The sequence below is a fragment of the Verrucosispora sp. NA02020 genome (assembly GCF_013364215.1).
Classification (GTDB): domain Bacteria; phylum Actinomycetota; class Actinomycetes; order Mycobacteriales; family Micromonosporaceae; genus Micromonospora.
Genome location: NZ_CP054923.1, coordinates 323,661 through 348,247 on the forward strand (window position 1 = coordinate 323,661; position 24,587 = coordinate 348,247).

The 24,587-nt window shown below is 71.6% G+C and carries 20 protein-coding genes; 7 read left to right on the forward strand and 13 right to left on the reverse strand.

The window, feature by feature from the left end; all coding sequences use genetic code 11:
• Positions 1-42: 42 nt before the first annotated feature.
• Together HUT12_RS01510 and HUT12_RS01515 are read left to right on the forward strand one after the other, a co-directional pair.
• Positions 43-2,064 (forward strand): flotillin family protein, encoded by a 2,022-nt coding sequence (locus tag HUT12_RS01510; protein ID WP_176092256.1) that lies wholly within the window; start codon positions 43-45, stop codon positions 2,062-2,064.
• Positions 2,057-7,132: a DNA repair ATPase gene (locus HUT12_RS01515; protein WP_254876691.1), complete on the forward strand. Its 5,076-nt coding sequence runs from the start codon at positions 2,057-2,059 to the stop codon at positions 7,130-7,132. Before HUT12_RS01510 ends, HUT12_RS01515 begins: the two co-directional genes overlap by 8 nt.
• Before the next feature lie 117 nt (positions 7,133-7,249).
• Here HUT12_RS01515 and HUT12_RS01520 read toward each other — a convergent pair whose 3' ends face one another.
• The 4 genes from HUT12_RS01520 to HUT12_RS01535 form a co-directional block, all read right to left on the reverse strand.
• Positions 7,250-7,531 (reverse strand): hypothetical protein, encoded by a 282-nt coding sequence (locus HUT12_RS01520; protein ID WP_131054693.1) that lies wholly within the window; start codon positions 7,529-7,531, stop codon positions 7,250-7,252.
• 186 nt (positions 7,532-7,717) lie between these two features.
• Positions 7,718-9,280: an AMP-binding protein gene (locus HUT12_RS01525; protein ID WP_131054694.1), complete on the reverse strand. Its 1,563-nt coding sequence runs from the start codon at positions 9,278-9,280 to the stop codon at positions 7,718-7,720.
• A gap of 138 nt (positions 9,281-9,418) precedes the next feature.
• The gene (locus HUT12_RS01530) at positions 9,419-10,633 is read right to left on the reverse strand and encodes an acyl-CoA dehydrogenase family protein (RefSeq protein ID WP_176092257.1); all 1,215 of its coding nucleotides are present in this window, start codon (positions 10,631-10,633) and stop codon (positions 9,419-9,421) included.
• 1 nt (position 10,634) lies between these two features.
• Positions 10,635-11,087 (reverse strand): SCP2 sterol-binding domain-containing protein, encoded by a 453-nt coding sequence (locus HUT12_RS01535; protein WP_131054696.1) that lies wholly within the window; start codon positions 11,085-11,087, stop codon positions 10,635-10,637.
• A 66-nt stretch (positions 11,088-11,153) separates the two neighbouring features.
• Between HUT12_RS01535 and HUT12_RS01540 the strand changes: the two genes are divergently transcribed.
• Positions 11,154-11,792: a TetR/AcrR family transcriptional regulator gene (locus tag HUT12_RS01540; protein ID WP_176092258.1), complete on the forward strand. Its 639-nt coding sequence runs from the start codon at positions 11,154-11,156 to the stop codon at positions 11,790-11,792.
• A gap of 45 nt (positions 11,793-11,837) precedes the next feature.
• Here HUT12_RS01540 and HUT12_RS01545 read toward each other — a convergent pair whose 3' ends face one another.
• The 7 genes from HUT12_RS01545 to HUT12_RS01575 all read right to left on the reverse strand — a co-directional run bounded on the left by HUT12_RS01545 (position 11,838) and on the right by HUT12_RS01575 (position 18,915).
• Positions 11,838-12,467, reverse strand: a complete 630-nt coding sequence (locus tag HUT12_RS01545) for a DedA family protein (protein WP_131054697.1) — start codon at positions 12,465-12,467, stop codon at positions 11,838-11,840.
• Between the two features lie 25 nt (positions 12,468-12,492).
• Positions 12,493-13,758, reverse strand: coding sequence for an adenylosuccinate synthetase (locus tag HUT12_RS01550; RefSeq protein ID WP_254877015.1), 1,266 nt, complete (start codon positions 13,756-13,758; stop codon positions 12,493-12,495).
• A 140-nt stretch (positions 13,759-13,898) separates the two neighbouring features.
• Complete coding sequence (locus HUT12_RS01555) at positions 13,899-14,858, reverse strand: hypothetical protein (RefSeq protein ID WP_131057759.1); 960 nt, start codon at positions 14,856-14,858, stop codon at positions 13,899-13,901.
• Positions 14,859-14,868: 10 nt separating this feature from the next.
• Entirely contained in the window at positions 14,869-15,843 is a 975-nt protein-coding gene (locus tag HUT12_RS01560) for a serine/threonine protein kinase (protein WP_176092260.1), read from the reverse strand.
• Positions 15,840-16,598 (reverse strand): NUDIX domain-containing protein, encoded by a 759-nt coding sequence (locus tag HUT12_RS01565; RefSeq protein ID WP_176092261.1) that lies wholly within the window; start codon positions 16,596-16,598, stop codon positions 15,840-15,842. Before HUT12_RS01565 ends, HUT12_RS01560 begins: the two co-directional genes overlap by 4 nt.
• An 80-nt stretch (positions 16,599-16,678) precedes the next feature.
• Positions 16,679-17,545 carry a MaoC/PaaZ C-terminal domain-containing protein gene (locus tag HUT12_RS01570; protein WP_176095609.1) on the reverse strand — a complete coding sequence of 289 codons (867 nt, stop codon included), beginning with the start codon at positions 17,543-17,545 and terminating at the stop codon, positions 16,679-16,681.
• Positions 17,545-18,915 (reverse strand): 3-oxoacyl-ACP reductase, encoded by a 1,371-nt coding sequence (locus tag HUT12_RS01575; RefSeq protein WP_176092262.1) that lies wholly within the window; start codon positions 18,913-18,915, stop codon positions 17,545-17,547. Before HUT12_RS01575 ends, HUT12_RS01570 begins: the two co-directional genes overlap by 1 nt.
• A gap of 53 nt (positions 18,916-18,968) precedes the next feature.
• Between HUT12_RS01575 and HUT12_RS01580 the strand changes: the two genes are divergently transcribed.
• Both HUT12_RS01580 and purB read left to right on the forward strand, forming a co-directional pair.
• Complete coding sequence (locus tag HUT12_RS01580; RefSeq protein WP_131056420.1) at positions 18,969-20,261, forward strand: acetyl-CoA C-acetyltransferase; 1,293 nt, start codon at positions 18,969-18,971, stop codon at positions 20,259-20,261.
• A gap of 62 nt (positions 20,262-20,323) precedes the next feature.
• Positions 20,324-21,748: an adenylosuccinate lyase gene (purB, locus tag HUT12_RS01585; protein ID WP_131056418.1), complete on the forward strand. Its 1,425-nt coding sequence runs from the start codon at positions 20,324-20,326 to the stop codon at positions 21,746-21,748.
• Between the two features lie 144 nt (positions 21,749-21,892).
• On the opposite strand, the gene HUT12_RS01590 is transcribed toward purB, so the two are convergent.
• Complete coding sequence (locus HUT12_RS01590) at positions 21,893-22,456, reverse strand: YbjQ family protein (RefSeq protein WP_131051410.1); 564 nt, start codon at positions 22,454-22,456, stop codon at positions 21,893-21,895.
• A 23-nt stretch (positions 22,457-22,479) separates the two neighbouring features.
• The gene (locus HUT12_RS01595) at positions 22,480-23,160 is read right to left on the reverse strand and encodes a DUF1986 domain-containing protein (RefSeq protein ID WP_131051411.1); all 681 of its coding nucleotides are present in this window, start codon (positions 23,158-23,160) and stop codon (positions 22,480-22,482) included.
• Positions 23,161-23,611: 451 nt separating this feature from the next.
• Here HUT12_RS01595 and purS point away from each other — a divergent pair, with 451 nt between their 5' ends.
• Positions 23,612-23,875 carry a phosphoribosylformylglycinamidine synthase subunit PurS gene (purS, locus tag HUT12_RS01600; protein WP_131051412.1) on the forward strand — a complete coding sequence of 88 codons (264 nt, stop codon included), beginning with the start codon at positions 23,612-23,614 and terminating at the stop codon, positions 23,873-23,875.
• The gene (gene purQ, locus HUT12_RS01605; protein WP_131051413.1) at positions 23,872-24,555 is read left to right on the forward strand and encodes a phosphoribosylformylglycinamidine synthase subunit PurQ; all 684 of its coding nucleotides are present in this window, start codon (positions 23,872-23,874) and stop codon (positions 24,553-24,555) included. Before purS ends, purQ begins: the two co-directional genes overlap by 4 nt.
• The last annotated feature ends 32 nt before the right edge of the window (positions 24,556-24,587 follow it).

The following is a 24,587-nucleotide window of genomic DNA, read 5'->3' on the forward strand; positions in this document are numbered from 1 at the left end:
CCCCGGCCCCGTCGCCGGCTGCCGCCGTCCGCGCGCCCAACCATGGAAGTGATCACCACCGGAATCGGTGTACTCCTCGCCGTCGTCCTGCTCGTCGCGCTCGGCGTGGTGTTCATGGTCAGTCGGCTGTTCCGCAAGGTCGAGCAGGGCAAGGCGCTGATCATCTCCAAGATCCGGCGGGTCGACGTGACCTTCACCGGCGCGGTGGTGATGCCGGTGCTGCACAAGGCCGAGATCATGGACATCTCGGTCAAGACGATCGACATCGAACGGACCGGCAACGAGGGTCTGATCTGCCGCGACAACATCCGGGCCGACATCCGGATCACCTTCTTCGTCCGGGTGAACAAGACGAACGAGGACGTCATCAAGGTGGCGCAGGCGATCGGCACCGCGCGGGCCAGCGACCGGGAGACGCTCCAGGAGCTGTTCAACGCGAAGTTCTCCGAGGCGCTGAAGACCGTCGGCAAGCAGCTCGACTTCGTCGACCTCTACACCAAGCGTGACGAGTTCCGCGACCAGATCATCCGGGTCATCGGCACCGACCTCAACGGCTACAGCCTGGAGGACGCGGCGATCGACTTCCTCGAGCAGACGCCGATGTCGCAGCTCGACCCGAAGAACATCCTCGACGCCCAGGGCATCCGGAAGATCACCGAGCTGACCACGCAGGAGCACGTCCGGACGAACGAGTTCCGGCGCAGCGAGGAGAAGGAGATCACCCGCCAGAACGTGGACGCCAAGGAGGCGATCCTCGAACTGGAGCGGCGGCAGGCCGACGCCGAGGCCAAGCAGCAGCGCGAGATCGAGACCGTGCGGGCCCGCGAGCAGGCCGAGACCACCCGGGTACGCGCCGAGGAGCGGCTGCGGGCCGAGACGGCGAACATCCGTACCGACGAGCAGTTGGGCGTCCAGCACGAGAACCGGGCGCGGGAGATCGCGGTCGCGGAGAAGAACCGCGAGCGGGTCATCGCCATCGAGACCGAGCGGATCGAGAAGGACCGCATGCTGGAGGTGATCGGCCGGGAGCGGGAGACCGAGCTGAGCACGATCGCCAAGGACAAGGAGGTGGAGGCCGAGAAGCGGGCCATCGCCGAGGTCGTCCGGGAGCGGATCGCGGTGGAGAAGACCGTGGCCGAGCAGGAGGAGAACATCAAGCGGCTGCGCGTGGTCGAGGAGGCCGAGCGGACCCGCCAGGCGGTGGTCATCCAGGCCGAGGCCGAGGCGCAGGAGAGCCTGGTCAAGGACATCAAGGCGGCGGAGGCCGCCGAGGCGGCGGCGAAGTACAAGGCCCGCGAGGAACTGGTGCTGGCCGAGGCCCGGCAGCAGGCCGCAGAACTGGACGCCCGGGCGAAGATCCGGCTGGCCGAGGGAGTCCAGGCCGAGACCGCAGCGGCCGGCCTGGCCGAGGTGCAGGTCAAGGAGCGCAGTGCCGAGGCCATCGAGAAGGTCGGCCGGGCCGAGGTCGCGGTGGAGCGGGAGAAGGCGCTGCTCGCCGCCGACGCGGTGCGCGAGAAGCTGAAGGGCGAGGCCGAGGGTCTCACCGAGAAGGCCGCCGCGATGGCCGCGCTGGACGACGCGACCCGCGAGCACGAGGAGTACCGGTTGCGCCTGGAACTGGAGAAGGAGGTCCGGCTCGCCGGGCTGGACACCCAGCGGCAGGTCGCCGAGGCACAGGCCGCCCTGGTCTCCACCGGTCTGGAGAAGGCGAACATCGACATCGTCGGTGGGGACAGTGTCTTCTTCGACCGGCTGCTCAGCTCGATCTCGTTCGGCAAGAGCGTGGACAGCTTCGTGGCCCACTCGGACGTGGCGAAGAACCTCGCCCAACCGTGGCTGGACGGCAAAGCCAGCTTCACCGACGACCTGACCCGGATGATCGGCTCGCTGAACACCGCCGACGTGCAGAACCTCACGCTGTCGGCGTTCCTGGCGCAGCAGATGCGCTCCGGCGGTGCCGACAAGGGCAAGCTCCAGGAGCTGCTGAAGGCCGCGCAGCGCCTGGGTGTGGCGGACACCCCGGTCGCCGCCCTCACCGGTTCGCGGCAGCCCGCCGGTGAGTGAGCCGACCGCCGGTCCGGCGACCACCGGGCGTATGCCCGGTGCCGCCGGGCCGGCCCCGGCGGGCCGGTCCGGCGACGGACCCGATCCGGCCGAGGTCGTGTCGGACGGCGGTACCCGGCCCGGGCTGGACGACGGCAGCTACGAGGTGCTGCGCAAGCGCCTCGCCGGGCAGGCCGCCGAGTTGGCCCGGCGGGCCGAGTCGCTCAACGCCCGCCGGCTGGAGGTCTTCGGCAGCACCGAGCTGCGGCTGCTGAGCACCGAGCGGATCCGTACGGAGCACAACTGCGTGCCCCGGGACCTCGTCCCGGTCGGCGGGCTGATGCTGTTCGGCTACAACGTCTTCATCGGCCTGAAGCCGGAGACGACCGTCGACGACGTCTTCTCGCTGCACCGATTCACCCGCGAACAGCGCGAGGGTGAATCGGAGGAGGTCGCCTTCCGGTTCGACGAGGCCGGTCAGGACGAGTTGCCCGGCCTGCTGCGGCACCCGCAGTTCGTCCGGGACTTCAGCGAGCTGTACCGCTACTACCGGCAGGCGCGCCTGCTGCAACTGCGCCGCGTCGACGCCCGGCTGCTGGCGGTGTTCCAGACCGGGCCGCGTACCGAGGACATCCGGGTGCTGCGCTGGCAGGTCGGCGTGGACGGCATCCCGGAGTACCTGGACAGCCGGGGGGAGCGGGACCACGTCTTCCCGCCGAGCCACGACTTCGAGTGGATCGAGACGACCCGGCAGGACCACGTCCTCGGCCGGCACCCGCACATCGACATCGACGGCGAGGTCTTCGTCGAGACGGTGGGCGGCACGCTGACCGTCAAGGTGGAGAACAACACCGAGGTCGGCGAGGGCATCTACAGCGAGCCGGTGGACGAGCCGTTGCAGAGCCTGGCCGACGCCGACGTGCAGTGGGCCCGGGTGGGTCCGCTGATCCTGCTGCGGATCCTGCCGTACAAGGAGACGCAGTGGCGGCACCTGGTCTTCAACACGCTCACCCGGGAGGTGGTCCGCCTCGACGGCATCGGGGTGGCCTGCCAGCGGCTGCCCGAGGACCACGGCATCATCTTCCCGGGCGGGTACCACCTGGCGACCGGCGTCACCCGCACCTTCGACACCGAGGTCGCCGACCTGGAGTTCGAGCGGGTGGTGCGCTCGCCGAACGGTGAGGACGTGCTCTACGTCTTCCACGCCCGGGCCGAGGGGCGCTCGCTGCTGCTGCCGTACAACGCGATCCGCAAGGAGGTGGCCGCGCCGATCCCTTGCCACGGCTTCTCCCTCTTCGACGACGGCACGCTCGTGGTGTTCCGGGCCGTCTCCGAGGAGCCGACCCGGGTCCACCCGATGCAGATCTGGCAGACGCCGTACGTCTCCGACGCGTACGCGGCGGCGCAGCCGGCCGGCACCGGTCCGCTGGAGCGGATCGGCAACGCCGACCTGGTACGCGGCATCTCGGACTGCCTCTCGGCGGCGCGGATGGTGCAGGGCAGCGCCACCGCCGGGGTGTACGAGGCGCTGATCGCGGCCTGTGCCCGGATCACCGACCACTTCCACTGGCTCGGCGAGGACGAGCTGGGTGACCTGGCCACCCCGCTGAGCGGTCTGCGGCGTACCGCCAGCTCCGTGCTGGAGGAGCACGAGAAGGTCCGTACGCTCACCGAGCAGGCCCGCGCCGAACTGGACGAGAGCGCCGAGCAGATCGCCTCGCTGGCCCGCCGGGCCCGGGGCGAGGCGCCGCTGACCGCCGACGACTGGGTCACCCAGCTCGGTGGGTTGCGTCGGGCGCGCGGACACCTGGAGTCGTTGCGCGAACTGCGGTACGTCGACCACGACCGGATCGACGAGCTGGCCGCCCGGCTGGACGAGGAACTGTCGGTCGCCGGTCGACGCGCGGTCGAGTTCCTCCGCCGTGACGAGGCGTTCACCGGCTACCAGCAGGAGGTGGATCGACTCGCCGCGCGGGCCGCCGAGATCGGCACCGTGGCCGAGGCCGGCACCGTCCGCGACGAGCTGGCCGCCCGTACCGACGGCCTGCAGACCATCACCGACGTCGTCGGTGGGCTGGACATCGCCGACGCGACCGTACGGACCGGCATCCTGGGCCGGGTCGGTGAGGTGCTGGGCGCGGTCAACCGGGCCCGGGCAGTGCTCGACAAGCGACGCCAGGAACTGGCCGCGGTGGAGGGCCGGGCCGGTTTCGCCGCCGAGTTCGCCCTGCTCGGGCAGGCGGTGACCGGGGCGCTGGCGGCGGCGGACACCGCCGAACGCTGCGACGAGCAACTCGGCCGGCTGCTGCTGCGCGTGGAGGAGCTGGAGTCCCGGTTCGGCGAGTTCGACGACTTCCTCACCGAGCTGTCGACCCGGCGTACCGACATCTACGAGGCGTTCTCGGCGCGCAAGCAGGCCTTGCTGGACGAGCGGTCCCGGCGGGCCGACCGGCTGGTCGGGTCGGCCGAGCGGATCCTGGTCAGCGTGCAGCGGCGGGCCGGCACGCTCGGCTCACTGGACGAGATCAACACCTACTTCGCGGCCGACCCGATGGTGGGCAAGCTCCGCTCGGTGGTGGAGGAACTGCGTACCCTCGGCGACGCGGTGCGGGCCGAGGAGTTGGACGGCCGGATCCGGGCCGCTCGCCAGGAGTCCGGTCGCGGTCTGCGCGACCGCCTCGACCTGTACGCCGACGGTGGCGAGACGATCCGGCTGGGCCGGCACCGCTTCGCGGTGAACACGCAACCGGTGGACGTGGCGGTGGTGCCGGCCGAGGGCCGCATGGTGGTGGCGGTGACCGGCACCGACTACCGCGCACCGGTGCGCGACGAGGAGTTCCAGCAGACCCGGCGGTTCTGGGACCAGCTGCTGGTCTCCGAGTCGGCGCAGGTGTACCGGGCCGAGTACCTGGCCACGGCGATCCTGGCCGCCGCCGAGGCGGGTCGTGACGGGCTCACCCTGGACGCGCTGCACACCGCGGCGGTGGACGCGAACGGGCTGCGGGACCTGGTGCGGCGGATCGCCGAGACCCGTTACGACGAGGGGTACGAGCGCGGCGTGCACGACCACGACGCCGCCGAGATCCTGCGGATGCTGCTGCGCCTGCACGCCGGTGCCGGGCTGCTGCGTTACCCGCCGGCCGACCGGGCCGCCGCGCAGTTGTTCTGGCGGTACGGCACCGACGAACCGACCCGGTCCGCCTGGACCGCCCGGGCCGCCTCGCTGGCCCGCGCCCGGCAGCGGTTCGGCCGTCCCGAGGGGGAGGACGCCGCCGACCGGCTCGGCGCGCAGCTCGCCGAGGCGGCCGAGACGTTCCTGCGGTCCGCCGGACTCCCGGTGCCGCCCGCTGGGACGGCGGTGGCCGGCGAGTACCTGTTCGAGGAACTGTCCTCACCGCCGGTGCGGTTCGTCACCGGTGGCGGGGCGCGGGCCCTGCTGGACCGGTTCCGCCGGGCACTCGGCGGCCCGCAGTCGCGGTCGTCCCGCGAGTTCGACGACGACCTGCGTGCCCTCGGTGACGACCTCGCCGGCCGTCACCAGCTGGTGGAGGCGTGGCTGACCGCGTTCCTGGCCACCGACGACGGCAACCTGTCCGGGTACGACCTGCCGGAGGCGGTCGCCGTCGAGCTGTGCGGTGCGGAGCCGGCCCGGCAGGACAGCACGGCGACGATGACCGAGACGGTCGGCGGGCTGCTCGGCGCGCACCCCCGCATCGACGGCTCCACGCTCGACGTACGGCTGGACGAGATGCTGGCCCGGACCCGGACGTTCCGCACCGACCTGGTCCCCGCGTACCGGGACTACCAGCGGCGACGCAACGCCCTGGTGGACGCCGAGCGGGACCGCCTGCGGCTGGAGGAGTACCGGCCGAAGGTGATGAACGCCTTCGTCCGCAACCGGCTGCTCGACGAGGTGTACCTGCCGCTGATCGGCGACAACCTGGCCCGGCAGCTCGGTGCCACCGGCGACGGCAAGCGGGTCGACCAGTCCGGCCTGCTGCTGCTGATCTCACCGCCCGGGTACGGCAAGACGACCCTGATGGAGTACGTCGCCAGCCGACTCGGACTGGTCTTCGTCAAGGTCAACGGGCCGGCCCTGGGCACCAAGGTCACCTCGCTGGACCCGGCCGAGGCGCCCGACGCCACCGCCCGGCAGGAGGTCGAGAAGATCTCCTTCGCCCTGGAGCTGGGCAACAACGTGCTGCTCTACCTGGACGACATCCAGCACACCAACCCGGAGCTGTTGCAGAAGTTCATCTCGCTCTGTGACGGGCAGCGCCGGATGGAGGGTGTCTGGGAGGGCCGCACCCGCACGTACGACCTGCGCGGCAAGCGGTTCGCGGTCTGCATGGCCGGTAACCCGTACACCGAGTCGGGGAAGCGGTTCCGGATCCCGGACATGCTCGCCAACCGGGCCGACGTGTGGAACCTCGGTGACGTGCTCTCCGGGCGGGAGGAGGCGTTCGCGCTCAGCTACATCGAGAACGCGCTCACCGCCAACCCGGTGCTGGCACCGCTCTCCGGGCGGGACCGGGGCGACCTGGAGCTGCTGGTCCGGATGGCACGCGGGGACGACTCGGTCCGTGCCGACCAGCTCTCCCACCCGTACCAGCCGGTGGAGCTGGAACAAATGGTGTCGGTGCTGCGCAAGATGCTGCGGGTGCAGCAGGTGGTGCTGGCCAACAACCAGGCGTACATCGCCTCGGCCGCCCAGTCCGACGACGCCCGCACCGAGCCGCAGTTCCAGCTCCAGGGCTCCTACCGGAACATGAACAAGCTCGCCGAGCGGATCGTGCCGGTGCTCACCGACGAGGAGCTGGAGGCGGTGATCGACGACCACTACCTGGGCGAGGCGCAGACACTCGCGGCGGGTGCGGAGGCGAACCTGCTCAAGCTCGCCGAGCTGCGTGGCCGGCTCACCCCGGAACAGGCCGCCCGGTGGGTCGAGGTGAAGGACGCCTTCCAGCGCTCGAAGGCACTGGGCGGGGGTGGCGACGATCCGGTCGACCGCGCGGTGGGCGCGCTCGGCCTGCTCGCCGACCGGGTCAGCGGAGTCGCCGCCGCGATAGGTCGTGTCAGCGAACGCTGAGCTGTCGTGTAAGGAGGGGTCCCCTGCTATGCCGTAGGCGTTAGCAGGGGACCCCTCCTTACATCCAGCATCTCGGATACACGTGTTCTGCCATCCGTCCAGGCGGGGTGCTGCCGGTCATCGCCCCGGCGTGTCGTCACGACGGCTGCCGGACCGGGGGCCGGACGGTCGGCGGGCATACACGGCGGCGACGCCGAACGCGGCCGTCATGATCGTTCCTACCGCCGCGATCCCGGCGATGGCCGTACCGTCGGTCTTGCTGCAACCGCCGAGAACCGCCAACAGCAGCACGGTCAGGAGCGCCATCGCAGTGGTGAGATAGGTGGCGTGCACAGGATGCAGATGTTCCCGTGCCCTCTCGCCCTGGTCGGCCTCCTCGTCACGGCTCGTGGATGCCATTCGTCGTTCCTCCCCCGTAGTCAACTGTGGACGGACTCATCGCTGTCGCCAATTAGACAGAGGGCGATGGGATGTGGTCAACGGGACAAGACGAATGAGAATCCCATGAACATTCAGACCTATCGAACTTAAGGTGCCAAAGTTGCTCGATGCCGGCCGTTTGGCCAGCTGACGCTGCGGGAGCGGTCAGCCGTAGTAGCGGCGTAGTTCCCGGGTGAGCACCTTGCCGGTGGCGTTGCGGGGCAGGTACTTGACGAAGACGACGTCGCGGGGGACGGAGAACCGGGCGAGGTAGTGTCGCACGTACTCGCGGACCGCCTCGGCGTCGAGCGTCTCGCCGGGGTGCAGCGCGAGGAACGCGGTGAGCCGCTGGCCGTACTCCGCGTCGCGGACACCGATGACGGCGGCCTCGCGTACCTGTGGGAGGTGGGCGAGGAGTTGTTCCACCTCGGCCGGGAAGACGTTCTCCCCACCAGAGACGATCATGTCGTCGGCTCGGCCGTCGACGAAGAGCAGTCCGTCGGCGTTGATCCGGCCCAGGTCGCCGGTGTCCAGCAGGCCGTCGTGGCGTTCCCGGTCGGCGCCCGAGGTGTAGCCCTCGAAGAGCATGTCGTTGCCGACCAGGATCCGGCCGACCCGGCCGCTGGGCACCGGCTCGCCGTCGTCGTCGACGATCGCGAGCCGGGTCCCGTGCGGTGGCCGTCCGGCGGTGGTGGGCGCGGTACGCAGGTCGACGGGGGTGGCGATGGAGGCCCAGGACGCCTCTGTCGAGCCGTACAGGTTGTAGAGCACGTCGCCGTAGGTGTCCATGAAGGCTGCCGGGAGACCGCCGGGCAGCGCCGATCCGCTGACGGCCACCACGGAGAGCGGCGGACGGGGATCCGGCGCCGGCACCTCCATCAACCGTTGCAGCATCACCGGCACCGCGAACAGGGCCTGGCAGCGGTGCCGGACCAGGGCGTCCAGGGTGGTGGCCGGGTCGAACCGTCGGTGCAGCACGATCGTGGCCCGCAACGCGAAGCAGACCTGGAGGGCGGCGTACCCCCAGGTGTGGAAGACCGGCGCGGCGATGAGGACGCGGTCCCGAACGTGCATCGGGATGCGGTCGATGATGGACACCAACGGACCGAAACCGTTGGGGATGGGCCGGCGGGCGCCCTTGGGCGTCCCGGTGGTGCCGGAGGTGAGCACGATGATCCGGCCGTCACGGTCGGGTGGGTGCAGCTCACCGGCGAGAGCGGTGACGATCAGGTCCTCGCGGGCCCGTTCGTCGAGGCGGTGCAGGTCGGCGGGGAGCCCGAGGGTGCGCTCGGTGAACTCGTCGTCGTGCACCAGCACCCGGATGCGTTGCTCCTGCGCCACGGTGGCCAACTGCGCGGCGGAGAGACCGGTGTTGACCAGTACGGCGTCCGCGCCGAGCAGGGTGGCGGCGACGATCGACTCGACGAGTCCGGCATGGTTGCGGCAGAGCACGGCGACCCGGTCGCCGGCCTGCACACCGACACCGGCGCGCAACGCGCGAGCCAGCCGCATCGAGCGGTCGAGCAGGTCGGCGTAGGTCAGTTCGGTGCCGTGCTCGTCGACGATCGCGATCCGGTCCGGATCGCGGGCCGCCGCCTGACGTAGTTCACCGGCAAGACTCCAACCCCAGGTACGCAGCGCGTGGAGTTGGGCGGCCACCCGGATCGGCCGGCCCGGAGTGAGCAGGCCCCGCCGGGTCAACGTGGTGACGACGAACGGCAGTCCCATGCCCGGAGTTCTCCTTCCGCAGCCCGATGCCCACCCTTCCGATCTTGCCTGCTGGCGGGGTGGTTCGCCCACGTCGAACCGGCCGGCGCTCACGTACGGAGCACCGGCCGGGTGCCGTCCGTGTCGGACGGCCGGACGTCAGCGGATCTGCATCCCGGAGATCGCCCGGGAGATGACCAGGCGCTGGATCTCGGAGGTGCCCTCGAAGATGGTGTAGATCTTGGCGTCGCGGTACCACCGCTCGACCGGGTGGTCACGGAGGAAGCCGGCCCCGCCGAGCAACTGGACCGCCTTCTCGGTGACCGCTACCGCCACCTCGCCGGCCTTGAGCTTGGACATCGACCCCTCGCCCGCCGTGAACGGCCGGTTGTTCCGGCCCATCCAGGAGGCCCGCCAGACCAGCAGCCGGGCGGCGTCGATCTCGGTCTTCATGTCGGCGAGCGCGAAGGCGACCGCCTGGTTGGTGATGATCGGGCGGCCGAACTGGACCCGTTCCCGGGCGTAGTCCAGGGCGTACTCGTAGGCGGCCCGCGCCACGCCGAGCGCCTGGGCGCCGACGGTGGGTCGGGACAGCTCGAACGTCCGCATCGCGGCCTGGCCGGAGGCGCGTTGCCCGGACCGGGCCCGGGCCAGCCGCTCCTCCAGCGACTCCCGGCCGCCGAGCAGGCACCGGCCGGGCACCCGCACGTCGTCGAGGAAGACATCCGCTGTGTGAGATGCCCGTAGGCCGAGTTTGCGCAGCTTGCGGGTGGCGGAGAGGCCGGCGGTGCCGGGCGGTACGACGAACGCGGCCTGACCTCGCGAGCCCAGCTCGGGGTCGACCGAGGCGGTCACCACGTGCACGGCGGCGATCCCACCGTTGGTGGCGTACGCCTTCTGGCCGCGCAGCACCCACTCGTCGGTCGCCTCGTCGTACTCGGCCCGGGTCCGCATCGCGGAGACGTCCGAACCGGCTTCCGGCTCGGAGGAACAGAACGCGGCGACCGCCGGCGAGTCGACGTCACCGAAGCACTGCGGCACCCACTCGACGAGCTGGTCGGGTGTGCCGCTGCCATAGATCGCGGCGACCGCGAGCGAGGTGCCGAAGATGCTCAGCCCGATGCCGGCGTCTCCCCAGAACAGCTCCTCGCTGGCGATCGGCAGCGAGAGCCCGGTGGGGTCGGCCCAGCAGGTGGCGAGGAACTCGAAGCCGTAGAGGCCGACCTTGGCCGCCTCGCCGATGATCGGCCAGGGAGTCTCCTCCCGGGCGTCCCACTCGGCGGCGGCCGGGCGCACGACCTCGCTGGCGAAGCCGTGCACCCAGTCGCGCAGATCCCGCTGTTCCTCGTTCAGGTCGAGCGAGAATTCGACCATCTCAGGCCTTGGGGATGTCGAAGAGGTTGGCGATGTTGGCGGCCAGCCCCAGGTCACCCTTTGCCTTGAGCTTGCCGGTCATGAACATCATGACCGGGTTGGCGCCACCCGAGACGATCTTCAGGAACTCGACCGGGCCCAGCGTCAGGGCCAGTCGCGGCTCGTGCTGCGGGGTCTCGTTGACCGTGCAGGTGCCGTCGGCGATGACCACCTCGTACGTGTCGGTGCCGCCGTCGGGGGCGCCGGTGATGTTCCAGTGGATCACCGCGTTGGTGGAACCGGCCCGGTCCGCGCGGAAGATCTGCGGCAGTCGCCGGAAGACCTCGCCGAGGATCTTTCCGCGCAGGTCGCCCGACATGATCTCGGCGAGCTTGCTATCCGGGGTGCTCTTGACGAGCTGGGCGAACTCCTTCGGGCCCATGTTGGCGAAGTTGGCCGGGTCGAAGTCAGTCATGGAACGCACCTCTCGAACAGTGGTTACTCAGGCGTAACCCTACGCACCAGTAGGTATGCTCGCAAGGTGTCCGCGACACCCGCCTTCAAGCGCCTCCCCCGGGCCGTACGCGAGCAGCAGATGCTCGACGCCGCCGTGCGGGTCTTCTCCCGGCGCGGCTACCACGGCGCCAGCATGGACGAGATCGCCGAGGACGCCGGCATCTCCAAGCCCATGGTCTACGCGTACCTCGGCACCAAGGAAGAACTCTTCGTCGCCTGCCTGCACCGCGAGGGCACCCGGATGATGGAGGCCATCGCCGGGGCGGCCGTCCCCGACCTGCCCGCCGACGAACGACTCTGGCGTGGCCTGCGGGCGTTCTTCGGCTTCGTCGGCGCACACCGGGACGGTTGGTCGGTGCTCTACCGGCAGGCCCGCGCCGAGCAGCCGTTCGCCCGGGAACTGGCCCAGATGCGGGCCAGGATGGTCGAGGTGGTCGCCGGGATGCTGGACCACGCGCTGCGGGCCGAGGGACGTACCGCTGCCGAGACCGAGTTGGAAGTAGTCGCGTACGCCCTGGTCGGGGCGACTGAGTCGCTGGGTGACTGGCTCGCGGACCACCCTGACGCCGACCCGGAGAAGACCGCGACCCGGATGATGAACGCCGCCTGGCTGGGGGCCGGGCAACTCCTGCGCGGCGTGAGCTGGCACCCGCCCGAGGTGTAAGGAAGGGCACCTTATTAACGCCTGCGGTAGTAGCGGGGTCCCCTGTTAACAGCCGCCGTCCGCACCGCTCGCCGCCCGCCGGTGCGCCCGGTGCCGGAGCCAGCGGATCAGCTCCACCAGCAGCGTCACCGAGACCGAGAGCCCGATGCCGGCCAGGATGCCGTGCAGCGGGTGCTGTTCGAAGGCGAGTCCGCCGAAGATGCCGAGCAGGACGCAGTACACCGCCCACGAGGCGCAGCCGATCAGGTCGAAGAGGAAGAACCGGCGCAGCGGGTAACGGACGGCGCCCATGGCCAGGGTGACCGCCGTCCGCCCGCCCGGGACGTAACGGGCGGCGATGAGGATGACGCCGCCGCGCCGGTCGACCGCCCGCCTGGCCCATTCCGAACCGGCCCGGCGCCGGCTGTCCACCGGTGAGTGGTCGAGCCGGCGCGACCCACCTCCGCGTCCGATCCCGTACGAGATGTGGTCTCCGACGGTCGCGCCGAGCGTGGCCGCCACGACGATCAGCGCCAGGTTCGGCTCTCCGCCGGTGGCGAGCACGGTGACGCTGATGACCGCCGCCTCGGAGGGCACCAGCGGGAAGAACGCGTCGACGGCGGTGAGCCCGAAGATCAGCAGGTACACCCAGGGTGAGGTGAGTGTCTGTCGGAGCAGGTCGAGCGCGGCCTCCATGTCTCCATGCTCAGGGCACGGACTGTTAGGAAGGGGCCCTTCCTCTACACCAGGCGTTAATAAGGTGCCCTTCCTTACGAACGTGCTTCTCGGCAGAGGTGGGTCCGTGCGAGGTGAGGAGCACCGGAGCGCCGAGCGCCTCGCCGATCATCTCGGGCCAGTTTGCCGGACCGGCGTCGTAGAGCGGGCGTGCCCGCAGCAGGCGGGCGGTGAGCGCGGCCTGCCGGTCGAGGTCGCCGGCCGGGCCCGGGAGCAGCCGGTCCAGGCCGTCGTAGCGGCGGCAGATGCGCAGGTCGAGATCACGTTCGGTGAGATCCAGGTGGGTCAGCGCCAGGCCGTCCACCCCGCCCGCGACCGCCAGGGCGTACGCGTGCGCGACGGCGTCGAAGTGACCGAACCGGAAGCGGCCCTGCCAGGGGTTCGTCGCGTTGTGCGGGTCGGTCAGCGGCAGCGACGGGTCCTCGGTGACCAGCGGTCCTGGACCGTGCCGGGTGGTGACGGTCCGCAGCACCCCGATCCGCAGCGCCGATCCGCCCTGCCCGGCCTCGGCCAGCAGAGTCTCGGCGTTGGCGAAGGTGGTGGTGCTCCACGTGGTGTACGGGTGGAAGCCGTGCCACTCGTCCAGCAGCACCCCCTGGGCGCCCTCGAACACGCACGGCCCGGCCCGTAGCGCCCCGGCCAGCCAGGAGCCGTCGACGATCGCCACCCGTTCGGCGAAGGCCCGGTACGCCGGCAGGCAGTCCGCGACCGGTGGGGCATCCAGCGGCCCGAGTTCGGCGGTGAGCCGGTCCCGGAGTGCGGTCAACCGTCGGCGCAGCACCTCCGGGTCGCGGCAGTCGGCGACCCGGGGTGCCTCGTCGGGGTGGGCGAGCCCGTACGCGACAGTCTCGCCCACCCCCTGCCCGCAGGAACCGTGCCGGTCGGCTCCCCGGGCTGTCTCCCGGGCCCGGTTGGCGGCCCGGTGGTACGGGGTGGCCAGCAGCGCCGCCCCGTCCACGGTCAACCGGTCGAACGCGTCGGGCACCCCGACGGCGGCGAGGTGGTCGGCCTCGGCGGCGAGCGCCAGCGGGTCCACCACGACGTGCCGGGACAGGTGGGTGCGTACGCCGGGGTGGAAGGTGCCGGCACCGAACTGCGCGAAGGTGTGGTGTCGGCCGTCGGGCCGGACGACGTTGTGCGCCGCCTGCGCACCCCCGTTGAACCGGACCACGGTGTGCACCGGCCGGGTGGCGCAGAGCCAGTCCACGACCGTGCCCTTGCCGGCGTCGCCGTACCCGAGGTCGACCACGATCGCGTGCTCCGGACCCGGCCCGCCGGCCGAGCCCCCGGTGAACCGGCCCGCCGGACCATCCGCCGGCCCGCTGGCCAACCCGCCTGCCGGGCCGCGCCCGGGTGCCGGGACACCCGGGCGCGTGACGGTCATCGGCTCGTTCACAGCCGGACGACCCCGCCGCCGGTGGTGCGGGTGGCCGGCAGCTCGGCCACCTCGGCGCGGCGCGCGCCGTTCAGCCGGGCCAGCGCCTTCGACACCGTGCGGGTGGCCGTCGAGCCGGTCCGGTCCAGGTCCCGCAGGCCGGTGTCGAGGTCGATGGCCTGCTCGCCGAGGCCGACGGTGAGCGCGATCGTCTCGCAGACCGCGTCGAGGTCGTCCAGCTCCAGGGCGTTCTGGCCGAGCAGGCCGCGCCAGAAGTCGAGCACCTTGCGGTTGCCCGAGTAGTGGCTGCCGGCCGGGAGCAGGTAGTACGTGTCCCAGCGGCGGGTCACCTCGTCGACGATCTGCCGCACCGGCACGTCCTCGCGCGGGTCGTCGCCGATCAGGCGGGCCACCTCGGCGGCCTTGACCGACGGGTACGCCAGCTCGTCGCCGATGATGAAGAGGTAGCCGCGTCGGCCCCGCTTCTCCCAGCTGTCGGTGACCGTCCGTCGGGCCATGTAGTAGAGCGCCAGTTCGTAGGACTCCATCATCTGGCCGCCACCGCCGCCCTCCAGCACGATCCGCCCGAGGTCCTCGTCCATCCGGTTGTCGGACTCGAACTGGCCGATCTGCAACGGCACCCGGTCGCAGGTGGCGTCGCCGATCGCGCCGAACATGATCTGCGGGTCGCGGGCGTACCCCTGGCGCAGCAGCAGTCCCAGCAGTTGCGGCAGCTTGGCCTGGAGGGTGCGGGGCACGTGCCCCATCGAGCCGGTCACGTCGAACAGCACCGTGACCGGGGTCGACCGCGGGTGCTCGGCCGAGTCACGGCTCTCCCGCGTCGCGCCACGGGGGTCCAGTTGCGGGTGCACCACCTTGGCTCCGCTGTCGCTGTACGAGAACGCGCTCTTGCCGGTGGCCCGGCGGTACCGGTCGGCGGCGGTGTACACGTCGGTGGACCACATTCCGCTGCCCATGGCAGCCTCCTTAGGGGGTGAGGGTGAAGGGTCGGAAGGTGCGCGGCCCGTAGAGCCGGTGCAGCACCTCGTCGAGTTCGCCGAGCAGTCGCCAGGCGTCGTCGGGGCGGCCCGACAGCGATCGCTGTCGGCAGCCCGCCGCGAAGGCGAGCAGCTCGTGCGGGGCCCGGTGCCCCATCAGCCAGGTCATGCACCGGGTGGCCATGTCGATGTCGGTGCCCGGCCCGCAGGGGCGACGCCCGGTGACCTCGGCCGGGTACCACTCCTGGTGGTCCGGGACCAGCGCGGGCACGACGCCGCCGGGCTCGGTGGCGAAGCACCAGTCGACCAGCACCACGCCGTGCGCGTCCGGCTCGATCAGCACGTGGGGCGGCAGCACCGCGCCGTGCACGACGCCGGCCCGGTGGGCCAGGCCGAGCGCCACCAGCAGCCGTCGCCACATCCAGGCCACGTCGCGGGCGTCCAACCCGTCCGGGTACGCCTGCCGCACGTCGACCAGGCTGCGCAGGCCGGGTGCGGTGGCGAGGACGGTGACCTGGCGTTCCGCCCCGGTGGCGGGGTCCCGGTGCGCGAACGTGTCGACCAGCCGGGGCACGTACGGCAGCCAGCGGGGGTCGCCGTGGTCGGCGAGTCGGCGCAACGCGCGCTGCTCACGGATCATCAGGTCGTTGTCGCCGACCTCGCGGGGCAGTTTGAGCAGCCGGTCCCCGCCGACGTCGTAGAGGTCGGCGAGGTCACCCGAGTACGCCGGTGCGCCGCAGTGGTAGCCGCGCAGGACGGTGACCCGGCGGGCGCGCCAGCGGGTGGTGACCCGGACGAACGCCTCGGTGGCCTCGGCGCGTACGCCCGGGGCGGTCCGGTCCAGCCGGTCGGGGTGCAGGGCGGTGACCAGTTCCCGGTAGCGGCGTTCCGGTGCGTCGGCGCCGAACAGGTCGTGGTCGTCGCGGGCAGCGGTGACCAGGCGGATCGCCTCGTCGGTCCTCATCGCACCGTCTCCTCCCGGGCGGGCCGCAGCAGCGCCGGGTGCAGCAGCCGGGCGTCGCCGGCCCGGTAGAGGCGGGCACGCGGGCCGCCCCGGCTGCCGCCGCGTTCGGTGTTGGCGCCGGTGCTCTCCACGAAGCCGGGCACGGAGAGCACCTTGCGGTGGAAGTTGCCGGCGTGCAGCGGGTGGCCCCAGACCGTCTCGTAGACGGTGCGCAGCTCGCCGATGGTGAACTCGGGCGCGAGGAAGCGGGTGGCCAGCGGCGTGTACTCCAGCTTGGAGCGGGCCCGCTCCAGCCCGTCGTCGACGATCCGGCGGTGGTCGAAGGCGAGTTCCCGGCCGGGCAGCTCGGCGACCGGCACCCAGCCGGCCTCGTCGGCGTCGGTGCCGGCGGTGGCGTCCGGCAGGTCGGGGGCGAAGGCGAGGTGGGCGATGGAGACGACCCGCATCCGCGGGTCGCGCTCGGGCGCGCCGTAGCTCGCGAGCTGCTCCATGTGGACGCGACGCAGCCGCTCCCCGCCGAGCCCGGTCTCCTCGGCCAGCTCCCGCCGGGCGGCGGTGGCCGGGTCCTCGTCCGGGCGGACGAAGCCGCCGGGCAGCGCCCAGTGTCCGGCGTACGGCGGCTCGGCGCGGCGGATCAGCAGCAGGTGCAGCGCGTCGTCCCGGATGGTCAGCGCGACCACGTCGGCGGTGACCGCCACGGCCGGGTAGGCCCGTGGGTCGTAGGAGGCGAGGAAGTCCTGCTCGTTCACGCTCAATCACTCTCACTCTGAGAACATCTCTATGTGAGAACAACTTAGCGCGAAAAGGAGGGCCGGGCAAGTGCCCGACCCTCACCTCAGCGAATCGTGCCCACCAGATGCGGTCGACCTCGCTGGTCGTGCAGCGCGACGTCCCACCCGGCCAGGGCCGCCGTGGCGCTGAACGCCACCGTGCTCGGCAACGGCACCGGCAGCTTGAACGCCACGTCGACCGTGTACGCCTCGGGCAGCCGGTTCTCCACCGCCGCCAGGCAGCGGGCCTTGCTCCACATCCCGTGCGCGATCGGCCGGGGGAAGCCGAACAGCTTCGCGCCCAGCCGCGAGGTGTGGATCGGGTTGTGATCGCCGGAGACCCGCGCGTAGTCCGTACCCACCCGGGGCTCGACCCGCCACCGCGCGGACGCGGCCGGCGGCGCGGGACGGTCACCCGGGTCGCGCCGTTCGCCGCCACCCGAAGTGCGCTGCAGGCCCAGGTACGTCGAGACGCCGCGCCACACCTCCTCGCCGTCGACCGACCCGACGAGGACCACGTCGACCTGGCGCCCCCGGTCGTGCGGGCGCAGGTGCTCCGCCCACGTGGTGAAGTCCAGCCGGTCGGCCACGGTGACCGGGCGGTGCACGGTGATCCGGTTCGCCACGTGCACCACCCCGGTCAACGGGATCGGGAAGTCCGGTGCGCTGATCAGGCGCAGCGCCAGCGGGAAGCCCACCACGTGCGGGAAGGTCGCCGGCAACCGGTCGGCGAGCCGGAAACCGCACACCCGGTCGTAGTCGGCCAACCGGTCCGGATCCACGGCCACCCGGTCGACGGCCAACTCCACCGCCGGCACCTCGTCCGTCCGCCGCCCGCCGCGCCCCGGCACCGCGCTCAGCAGGGCCTGCCGGTACAACGGCCCGGCCGCCGGCAGTGCGGACAGGGTCACCCGCTCCCGTTGCGTGGCCATCACGCCCCCAGCAGGCTCTGGCCGCACACCCGGACCACGTTGCCGCTGACCGCGCCCGAGGCGGGCCAGGCCAGCCAGCCGATGGTCTCCGCGACGTCCACCGGCAGCCCACCCTGGGAGAGGCTGTTCATCCGGCGGCCCGCTTCACGCAACACCAGCGGGACACGGGCGGTGAGCCGGGTCTCGATGAAGCCGGGCGCGACGGCGTTCACGCTGATCCCCCGGTCACGCAGTGCCGGGGCCAGTGCGTCGACCAGCCCGATAACACCGGCCTTGCTGGTGGCGTAGTTGGTCTGGCCCCGGTTGCCGGCGATCCCGGCGATCGAGGAGACGCCGACGATCCGCCCGCCGTCCGGGATCACCCGGTCCAGCAGCACGTCGTTGATGCGTTCCTGGCTGGACAGGTTGACGTCGATGACCTGGTCCCAGCGGTCGGCGTCCATCCGGCCCAGGGTCTTGTCGCGGGTGATGCCGGCGTTGTGCACCACCACGTCCACCCGGCCGTGTCGTTCGGCCAGGTGGTCGGCGAGCCGGGCCGGCGCGTCGGCGGCGGTCAGGTCGAGCTGTACGGCGCTGCCGCCGATCTCGTTGGCGACGCCGGCCAGCGCGTCCCCGGCGGCCGGCACGTCCAGCGCCACCACCGTCGCCCCGTCCCGGGCCAGCACCCGGGCCAGTGCCGCGCCGATGCCCCGGGCCGCGCCGGTGACCAGCACCACCTGCCCGTCCAGCGGGCGGTCCCAGTCCACCGGTGCGCTCGCCCGGCCGGCACCGACCCGGATCACCTGCCCCGACACGTACGCCGAGCGGCCGGAGAGCAGGAACCGCAGGGTCGCGTCCAGGCTGGTCCAGGTGCTCTCGTCGGCCTGCCGCGTGACGTGGACCAGTTGGGCGGTGATGCCCCGGCCGAAATCCTTGCCGATGCTGCGGGTCAGCCCCTCCAGGGCCCGCTGGGCGGTCGCCTCACGCGGCGTGTCGCACTCGGCGGGCGGGGTGCCCAACACGATCACCCGGCCGCTGGGCTGCACCGCCCGGGCCTGCGGGTGGAAGAAGTCGTGCAGTTGCCGCAGCCCGGTCGAGTCGGTGATGCCGGTGGCGTCGTAGACCAGGGCGGAGCTGGTCGGCGTACGGCCGGAGGTGGGGTCCGGTGCGGCGGTGGCCGGATCGCGCAGGGCGAGCCCGGCGCCGGTCAGGATCCTGCCGACCGGCTCGGCGAGCCGGCCCCCGGTGGAGGTGCCGAGCAGGACCGGCCCGGGGAGGATCGGCTCACCCGGCGCATGTCGGCGAAGTCGTGGCGGATCGGGTAGTCCGAGGCGCTTGACCAGCGCTCGACCGGCGCTCGACTGGACAAAACTCGCGTACCTGTCGGTCATAGGCGTAGCCTACTGGCGGGTAAGGTACGGCAACACTCCTGAGGAGGCGGATCGTGCAGAAGGTTCGACGGGTCGCGGTCATCGGCGGCAACCGGATCCCCTTCGCCCGCTCGAACTCGCGGTACGCCAGCGCCTCGAACAGTGACATGCTCGGCGCCGCCCTGGACGGGCTGGTCGCCCGCTTCGGCCTGGCCGGGCAGCGCGTCGGCGAGGTGGTCGCCGGAGCCGTGCTCAAACACGCCAAGGACTTCAACCTGACCCGCGAGGTGGTGCTCGGTTCGAAGCTCGACCCGCGCACCCCGGCGTACGACATCCAGCAGGCCTGCGGCACCGGCCTGGAGGCCGCGATCCTGGTCGCCAACAAGATCGCCCTCGGTCAGCTCGACGTCGGCATCGCCGGCGGTGTCGACACCACCTCCGACGCCCCGCTCGCCGTCAACGAGGACATGCGGCGCACGCTGCTCCGGCTCAACTCGGCCCGGACGCTGGGCGAGCGGCTGCGGATCGCCGCCAAGCTGCGCCCGGCCCAGCCGTTCCAGCCGGAGGTCCCCCGCAACGCCGAGCCGCGTACCGGGCTCTCCATGGGCGAGCACGCCGCGCAGACCGCGCTGCGCTGGAACATCGACCGGCAGGCCCAGGACGAGCTGGCGCTGCGCTCGCACCAGCGGCTCGCCGCCGCGTACGACAAGGGGTTCTTCGACGACCTGATGACCCCCTACCTGGGGCTCACCCGCGACGGAAACCTCCGCGCCGACACCACGCTGGAGAAGCTCGGCACGCTGCGGCCGGTCTTCGGCGCCAAGGGCCCGGACGCCGAGCGGGCCACCATGACCGCCGGCAACTCCTCGCCGCTCACCGACGGCGCCTCCACCGTGCTGCTGGCCAGCGAGGAGTGGGCAGCCGCACACCAACTGCCGGTGCTGGCCTGGTTCACCTGGTCGGAGACGGCGGCGGTGGACTTCGTGCACGGCGACGAGGGCCTGCTGATGGCCCCCGCGTACGCGGTGCCCCGGATGCTGGCCCGGGCCGGGCTCACCCTCCAGGACTTCGACTACTACGAGATCCACGAGGCGTTCGCCTCGCAGGTGCTGGCCACCCTGGCCGCGTGGGAGTCGCCGGAGTTCTGCAAGGACCGGCTCGGTCTGGACGCCCCGCTCGGCACCATCGACACCGACAAGCTCAACGTGCACGGCTCCTCGCTGGCCGCCGGGCACCCGTTCGCGGCCACCGGCGGCCGGATCGTGGCCACCCTGGCCAAGCTCCTCGCCGAGAAGGGCAGCGGCCGGGGACTCATCTCGATCTGCGCGGCCGGCGGCCAGGGCGTGACGGCGATCCTGGAACGCTGACCTCCGGGTTGTCGGCCGTACCCGGTCGGGGCGGGCGGCGGCGGCATCGGGAGAATGGCGGGGTGACGACGATCCCGAACGTGCTCGCCAACCGGTACGCCTCGCCCGAGCTGGTCGCCCTCTGGTCGCCGGAGGAGAAGATCCGGCTGGAACGTCGCCTCTGGCTGGCCGTGCTCCAAGCCCAGCGGGACCTCGGCGTGCCGGTGCCCGACGGGGTGGTCGAGGCGTACGAGCGGGTGCTCGACGACGTCGACCTCGACTCGATCGCGGCCCGGGAGCGGGTCACCCGGCACGACGTGAAGGCCCGCATCGAGGAGTTCAGCGCGCTCGCCGGGTACGAGCACGTGCACAAGGGGATGACCTCGCGGGACCTCACCGAGAACGTCGAGCAGCTCCAGGTGCGTCGCTCGCTGGAGCTGATCCGGGACCGGGTGGTGGCGACGTTGGCCCGGCTCGCCTGGCACGCCCACGAGTACGCGGACGTGGTGATGGCCGGGCGCTCGCACAACGTCGCGGCGCAGGCCACCACGCTGGGCAAGCGCTTCGCGTCGGCCGCCGAGGAACTGATCATCGCGTACGAGCGACTGGAGGACCTGATCTCCTGGTACCCGCTGCGCGGGATCAAGGGGCCGGTGGGTACCGCCGCCGACCAGTTGGACCTCTTCGACGGCGACGCCGAGAAGGTGGCCGAGCTGGAGCGGCGGGTCGCCGAGCACCTCGGCTTCCAGCGGGTGCTGGACAGCGTCGGGCAGGTCTACCCCCGGTCGATCGACATGGCCGTGATCGCCGCGCTGGCGCAGGTGGCCGCCGCACCCTCCTCGCTGGCCACCACGATCCGGCTGATGGTCGGGCAGGAGTTGGCCACCGAGGGCTTCAAGCCGGGCCAGGTGGGTTCCAGCGCGATGCCGCACAAGATGAACACCCGTTCGTCGGAGCGGGTCAACGGCTTCGCCGTGATCATCCGGGGGTACCTGTCGATGGTCGGCGAGCTGGCCGGCGACCAGTGGAACGAGGGGGACGTCTCCTGCTCCGTGGTCCGCCGGGTGGCCCTGCCGGACGCCTTCTTCGCCGCCGACGGGCTGTTCCAGACGTTCCTCACCGTGCTCGACGAGTTCGGCGCGTACCCGGCGGTGATCAACCGGGAGTTGGAGCGTTTCCTTCCATTCCTGGCCACCACCAAGATCCTGGTGGCGGCGGTGCGTCGGGGCGTGGGCCGGGAGACCGCCCACGAGGCGATCAAGGAGCACGCGGTGGCCGTGGCGCTCGCCATGCGTGAGCAGGGTGCGCCCGACAACGACCTCTTCGACCGCCTCGCCGCCGACCCCCGGCTGGGCCTCACCCGCGCCGAGATCGACGCCCTGGTCGCCGACCGGGCCGCCTTCGTCGGCGCCGCCCCCGCCCAGATCCAGGCGGTGACCACCCGGATCTCCAAGATCGTCCAGTCCCACCCACACGCCGCCACCTACACCCCCCCACCAATCCTCTAACCCCCTCCCCCCTACCCGCCGACGCAGGCGTTGATCAAGAAGTTTGGGTCGCCCAGGAGTGCTCCGGAGGACCCAAACTTCTTGATCAACGCCACCGGCCGACTCAGGGCGGTGGGGTGGGTGGGTGGGTGGGGTGGATGGGTGTCAGTCGCGGGTGGGGGTTTCGGCGGCGGAGCTGAGGTTGGGAGCGCTGGCAGGCTCGGCGATGCCGCCCGGGGTCTCGGCGAAGGACGGGTCCTGGGCGGTCTCGGCCGCTACGAGGGGCTGGTCCGGCGGCATCACGTCGGGCATCTTCGGTGCCACGATCACGGCGGTGCCGTAGGCGCAGATCTCCATCCACATCTCGCCGCAGTCGCGGCTGTCGAACCGCATCCCCACGACCGCGTTCGCGCCGAGCCGTCGGGCCTCCTCCCCGAGCCGCGCCACGGAGTCGGTACGCCAGCGGGTGAGGTTGTCCGGTGCGGACGGGTCGTACGCGCCACCGCGCAGGTTCTTCACCCCCTCGCGGTAGGGGTTGCGGGTCCTGGCCATGGAGGAGACCACTTCGCCGAGGATCTGGCGGATCTCGTAGCCGGGAAGTTGGTCCGTCGTCACGACCAGCACGTTTCTGATGCTGGCAGTCGATGCGGGTCGCCAACGCGAGGGTTGTTCACCTGAACGGATGCTGCAAAACGACGCGGCGCGGACGGCGGGCGCGCAGCCCACCATCCGCGCCGACCGGGCGCTAACCGTCAGACACCGGCCACCGAGGTGATCCAGGCACGGTTGAACGCGACACTGCCGTAGTTCTGGATGTTCACCCCGTCGGCCGTCGAGGCGACGCCGACCTGCGCGCCGTTGTAGAACTGCGGACCGCCCGAGTCGCCCCGCCAGGCGTTGCCGTTGATCCGGGTGCTCCGGATCGCCTGCCCGCCGTACGCGTCGGTGACGCCGGTGCTGGTCACCCGGACCGACGCGGTCTTGAGCTGGGGGGAGGCCGCGCAGCCGCTGTAGCAGGTCCGGCCCCAGCCGTAGATCGAGTTGGTGGAGTTGACCGGCGGGTTGCTGCTGGCCAGCGTGACGTAGCTGGTGCTCACCGTGCTGGAGAGCCGCATCAGGGCCAGGTCGTAGCGGCCGTAGGTGGCGCTGACCGTGCGGGTGACGCCGCCGGAGGAGAGGTACACGCTGCCCACCCGGACGGACATGTTGCTGCCGATGCAGTGCTGGGCGGTGAGCACCCACTGGGGCGCGATGATCGTGCCGGAGCAGGTGAACGAGCCGTTGCTGAACACCGCTGCCGCCCACGGCGCGGAGGAGACGGTGCTGCCGCCGATGATGTACGGGCTGACGGGGGAGGCGACGGCGCCGGAACTGGCGCCGACGACGCCGACCATGGCTGTGGCGAAGGCCACGATCAGGGATCGGATGCGCATCGGTAGGGCTCCTTCGGGGTGTGGCGACCCGGGTTGACCGAGTCGATCTGCGCTGGCGGGAGGGGGTGAACCGCCACCGCGACGACAGTTAATCGACGTCTGACGATGTACCGTAGGGCCCGGTGAGGTGTTTCACAAGAGGTTCATCGAAACAGCCGGATGTAACAGTCGGATTCGCTGGCGTCGGGGAAGGGGGGCCGGATCGGGCCGATCAGGGCCCGTCGACCGCCTGGAGGGGGGTGAAACCTGCCCGGACCGGGCCGTCCGGCAACGAACCCGTATCGAGACTGCAACGAACCCGTATCGGTCCCGAAGGCCCCACGCGGGTACGGTCGGACACCGCCGGGACCGCGTCCGGCCGGTGCGTCTGGCGCCGTATCTGCCAGGTAGGCTGGCTGCGCTCGCCCGTTGTGGGTCGGCACCCAACTGCGTACACAGTCAGGAGTGCCCAGTGCCTCGCGTCGTCGTCGACGTCATGCTCAAGCCCGAGATCCTCGATCCTCAGGGCCAGGCCGTCGCAAACGCGCTGCCCCGGCTCGGCGTCAACGACGTCGCCTCGGTACGGATCGGCAGGCGGATCGAGATCGACTTCACCGGTGAACCGGACCTGGACCGGGCCCGGGAGATCGCCGACAAGTTGCTCGCCAACCCGGTCATCGAGGACTTCACCGTCCACCTGGTCGAGGCCGACGAAGCCGCGGACGCCCGCTCGTGACCGCCCGGGTCGGTGTGGTGACGTTCCCCGGCTCGCTCGACGACGGGGACGCGGCCCGGGCCGTCCGGATCGCCGGCGCGGAGCCGGTCCGCCTCTGGCACGGGGACGCCGAGCTGCACGGGGTGGACGCGGTCGTCCTGCCCGGCGGCTTCTCCTACGGTGACTACCTGCGGTGCGGCGCCATCGCCCGGTTCGCCCCGGTGATGGAGAAGATCGTCGACGCCGCAGCCGGTGGTCTGCCGGTGCTCGGCATCTGCAACGGCTTCCAGATCCTCTGCGAGGCGCACCTGCTGCCCGGCGCGCTCACCCGCAACCAGCACCTGCACTTCCGCAACCGGGACCAGGTCCTGCGGATCGAGGCGACCGGCACGGCCTGGACGAACGCGTTCCAGCCCGGCCAGGAGGTGCTGATCCCGGTCAAGAACGGCGAGGGTTGCTACGTCGCCGACCCGGCGACGCTCGACGCGCTGGAGGCCGAGGGTCGGGTGGTGGCCCGGTACCTCGGCGGCAACCCGAACGGGTCGCAGCGCGACATCGCCGCGATCACCAACCCCGCCGGCAATGTGGTCGGCATCATGCCGCATCCCGAGCACGCGGTGGAGGCCCTCACCGGCCCCTCCCTCGACGGCCTCGGCTTCTTCACCTCGGTGCTCAAGCACCTGGTGGGGGCGCCGGCGTGACCGTCGGCTGCGGGATCAACGGTCAGCTCACC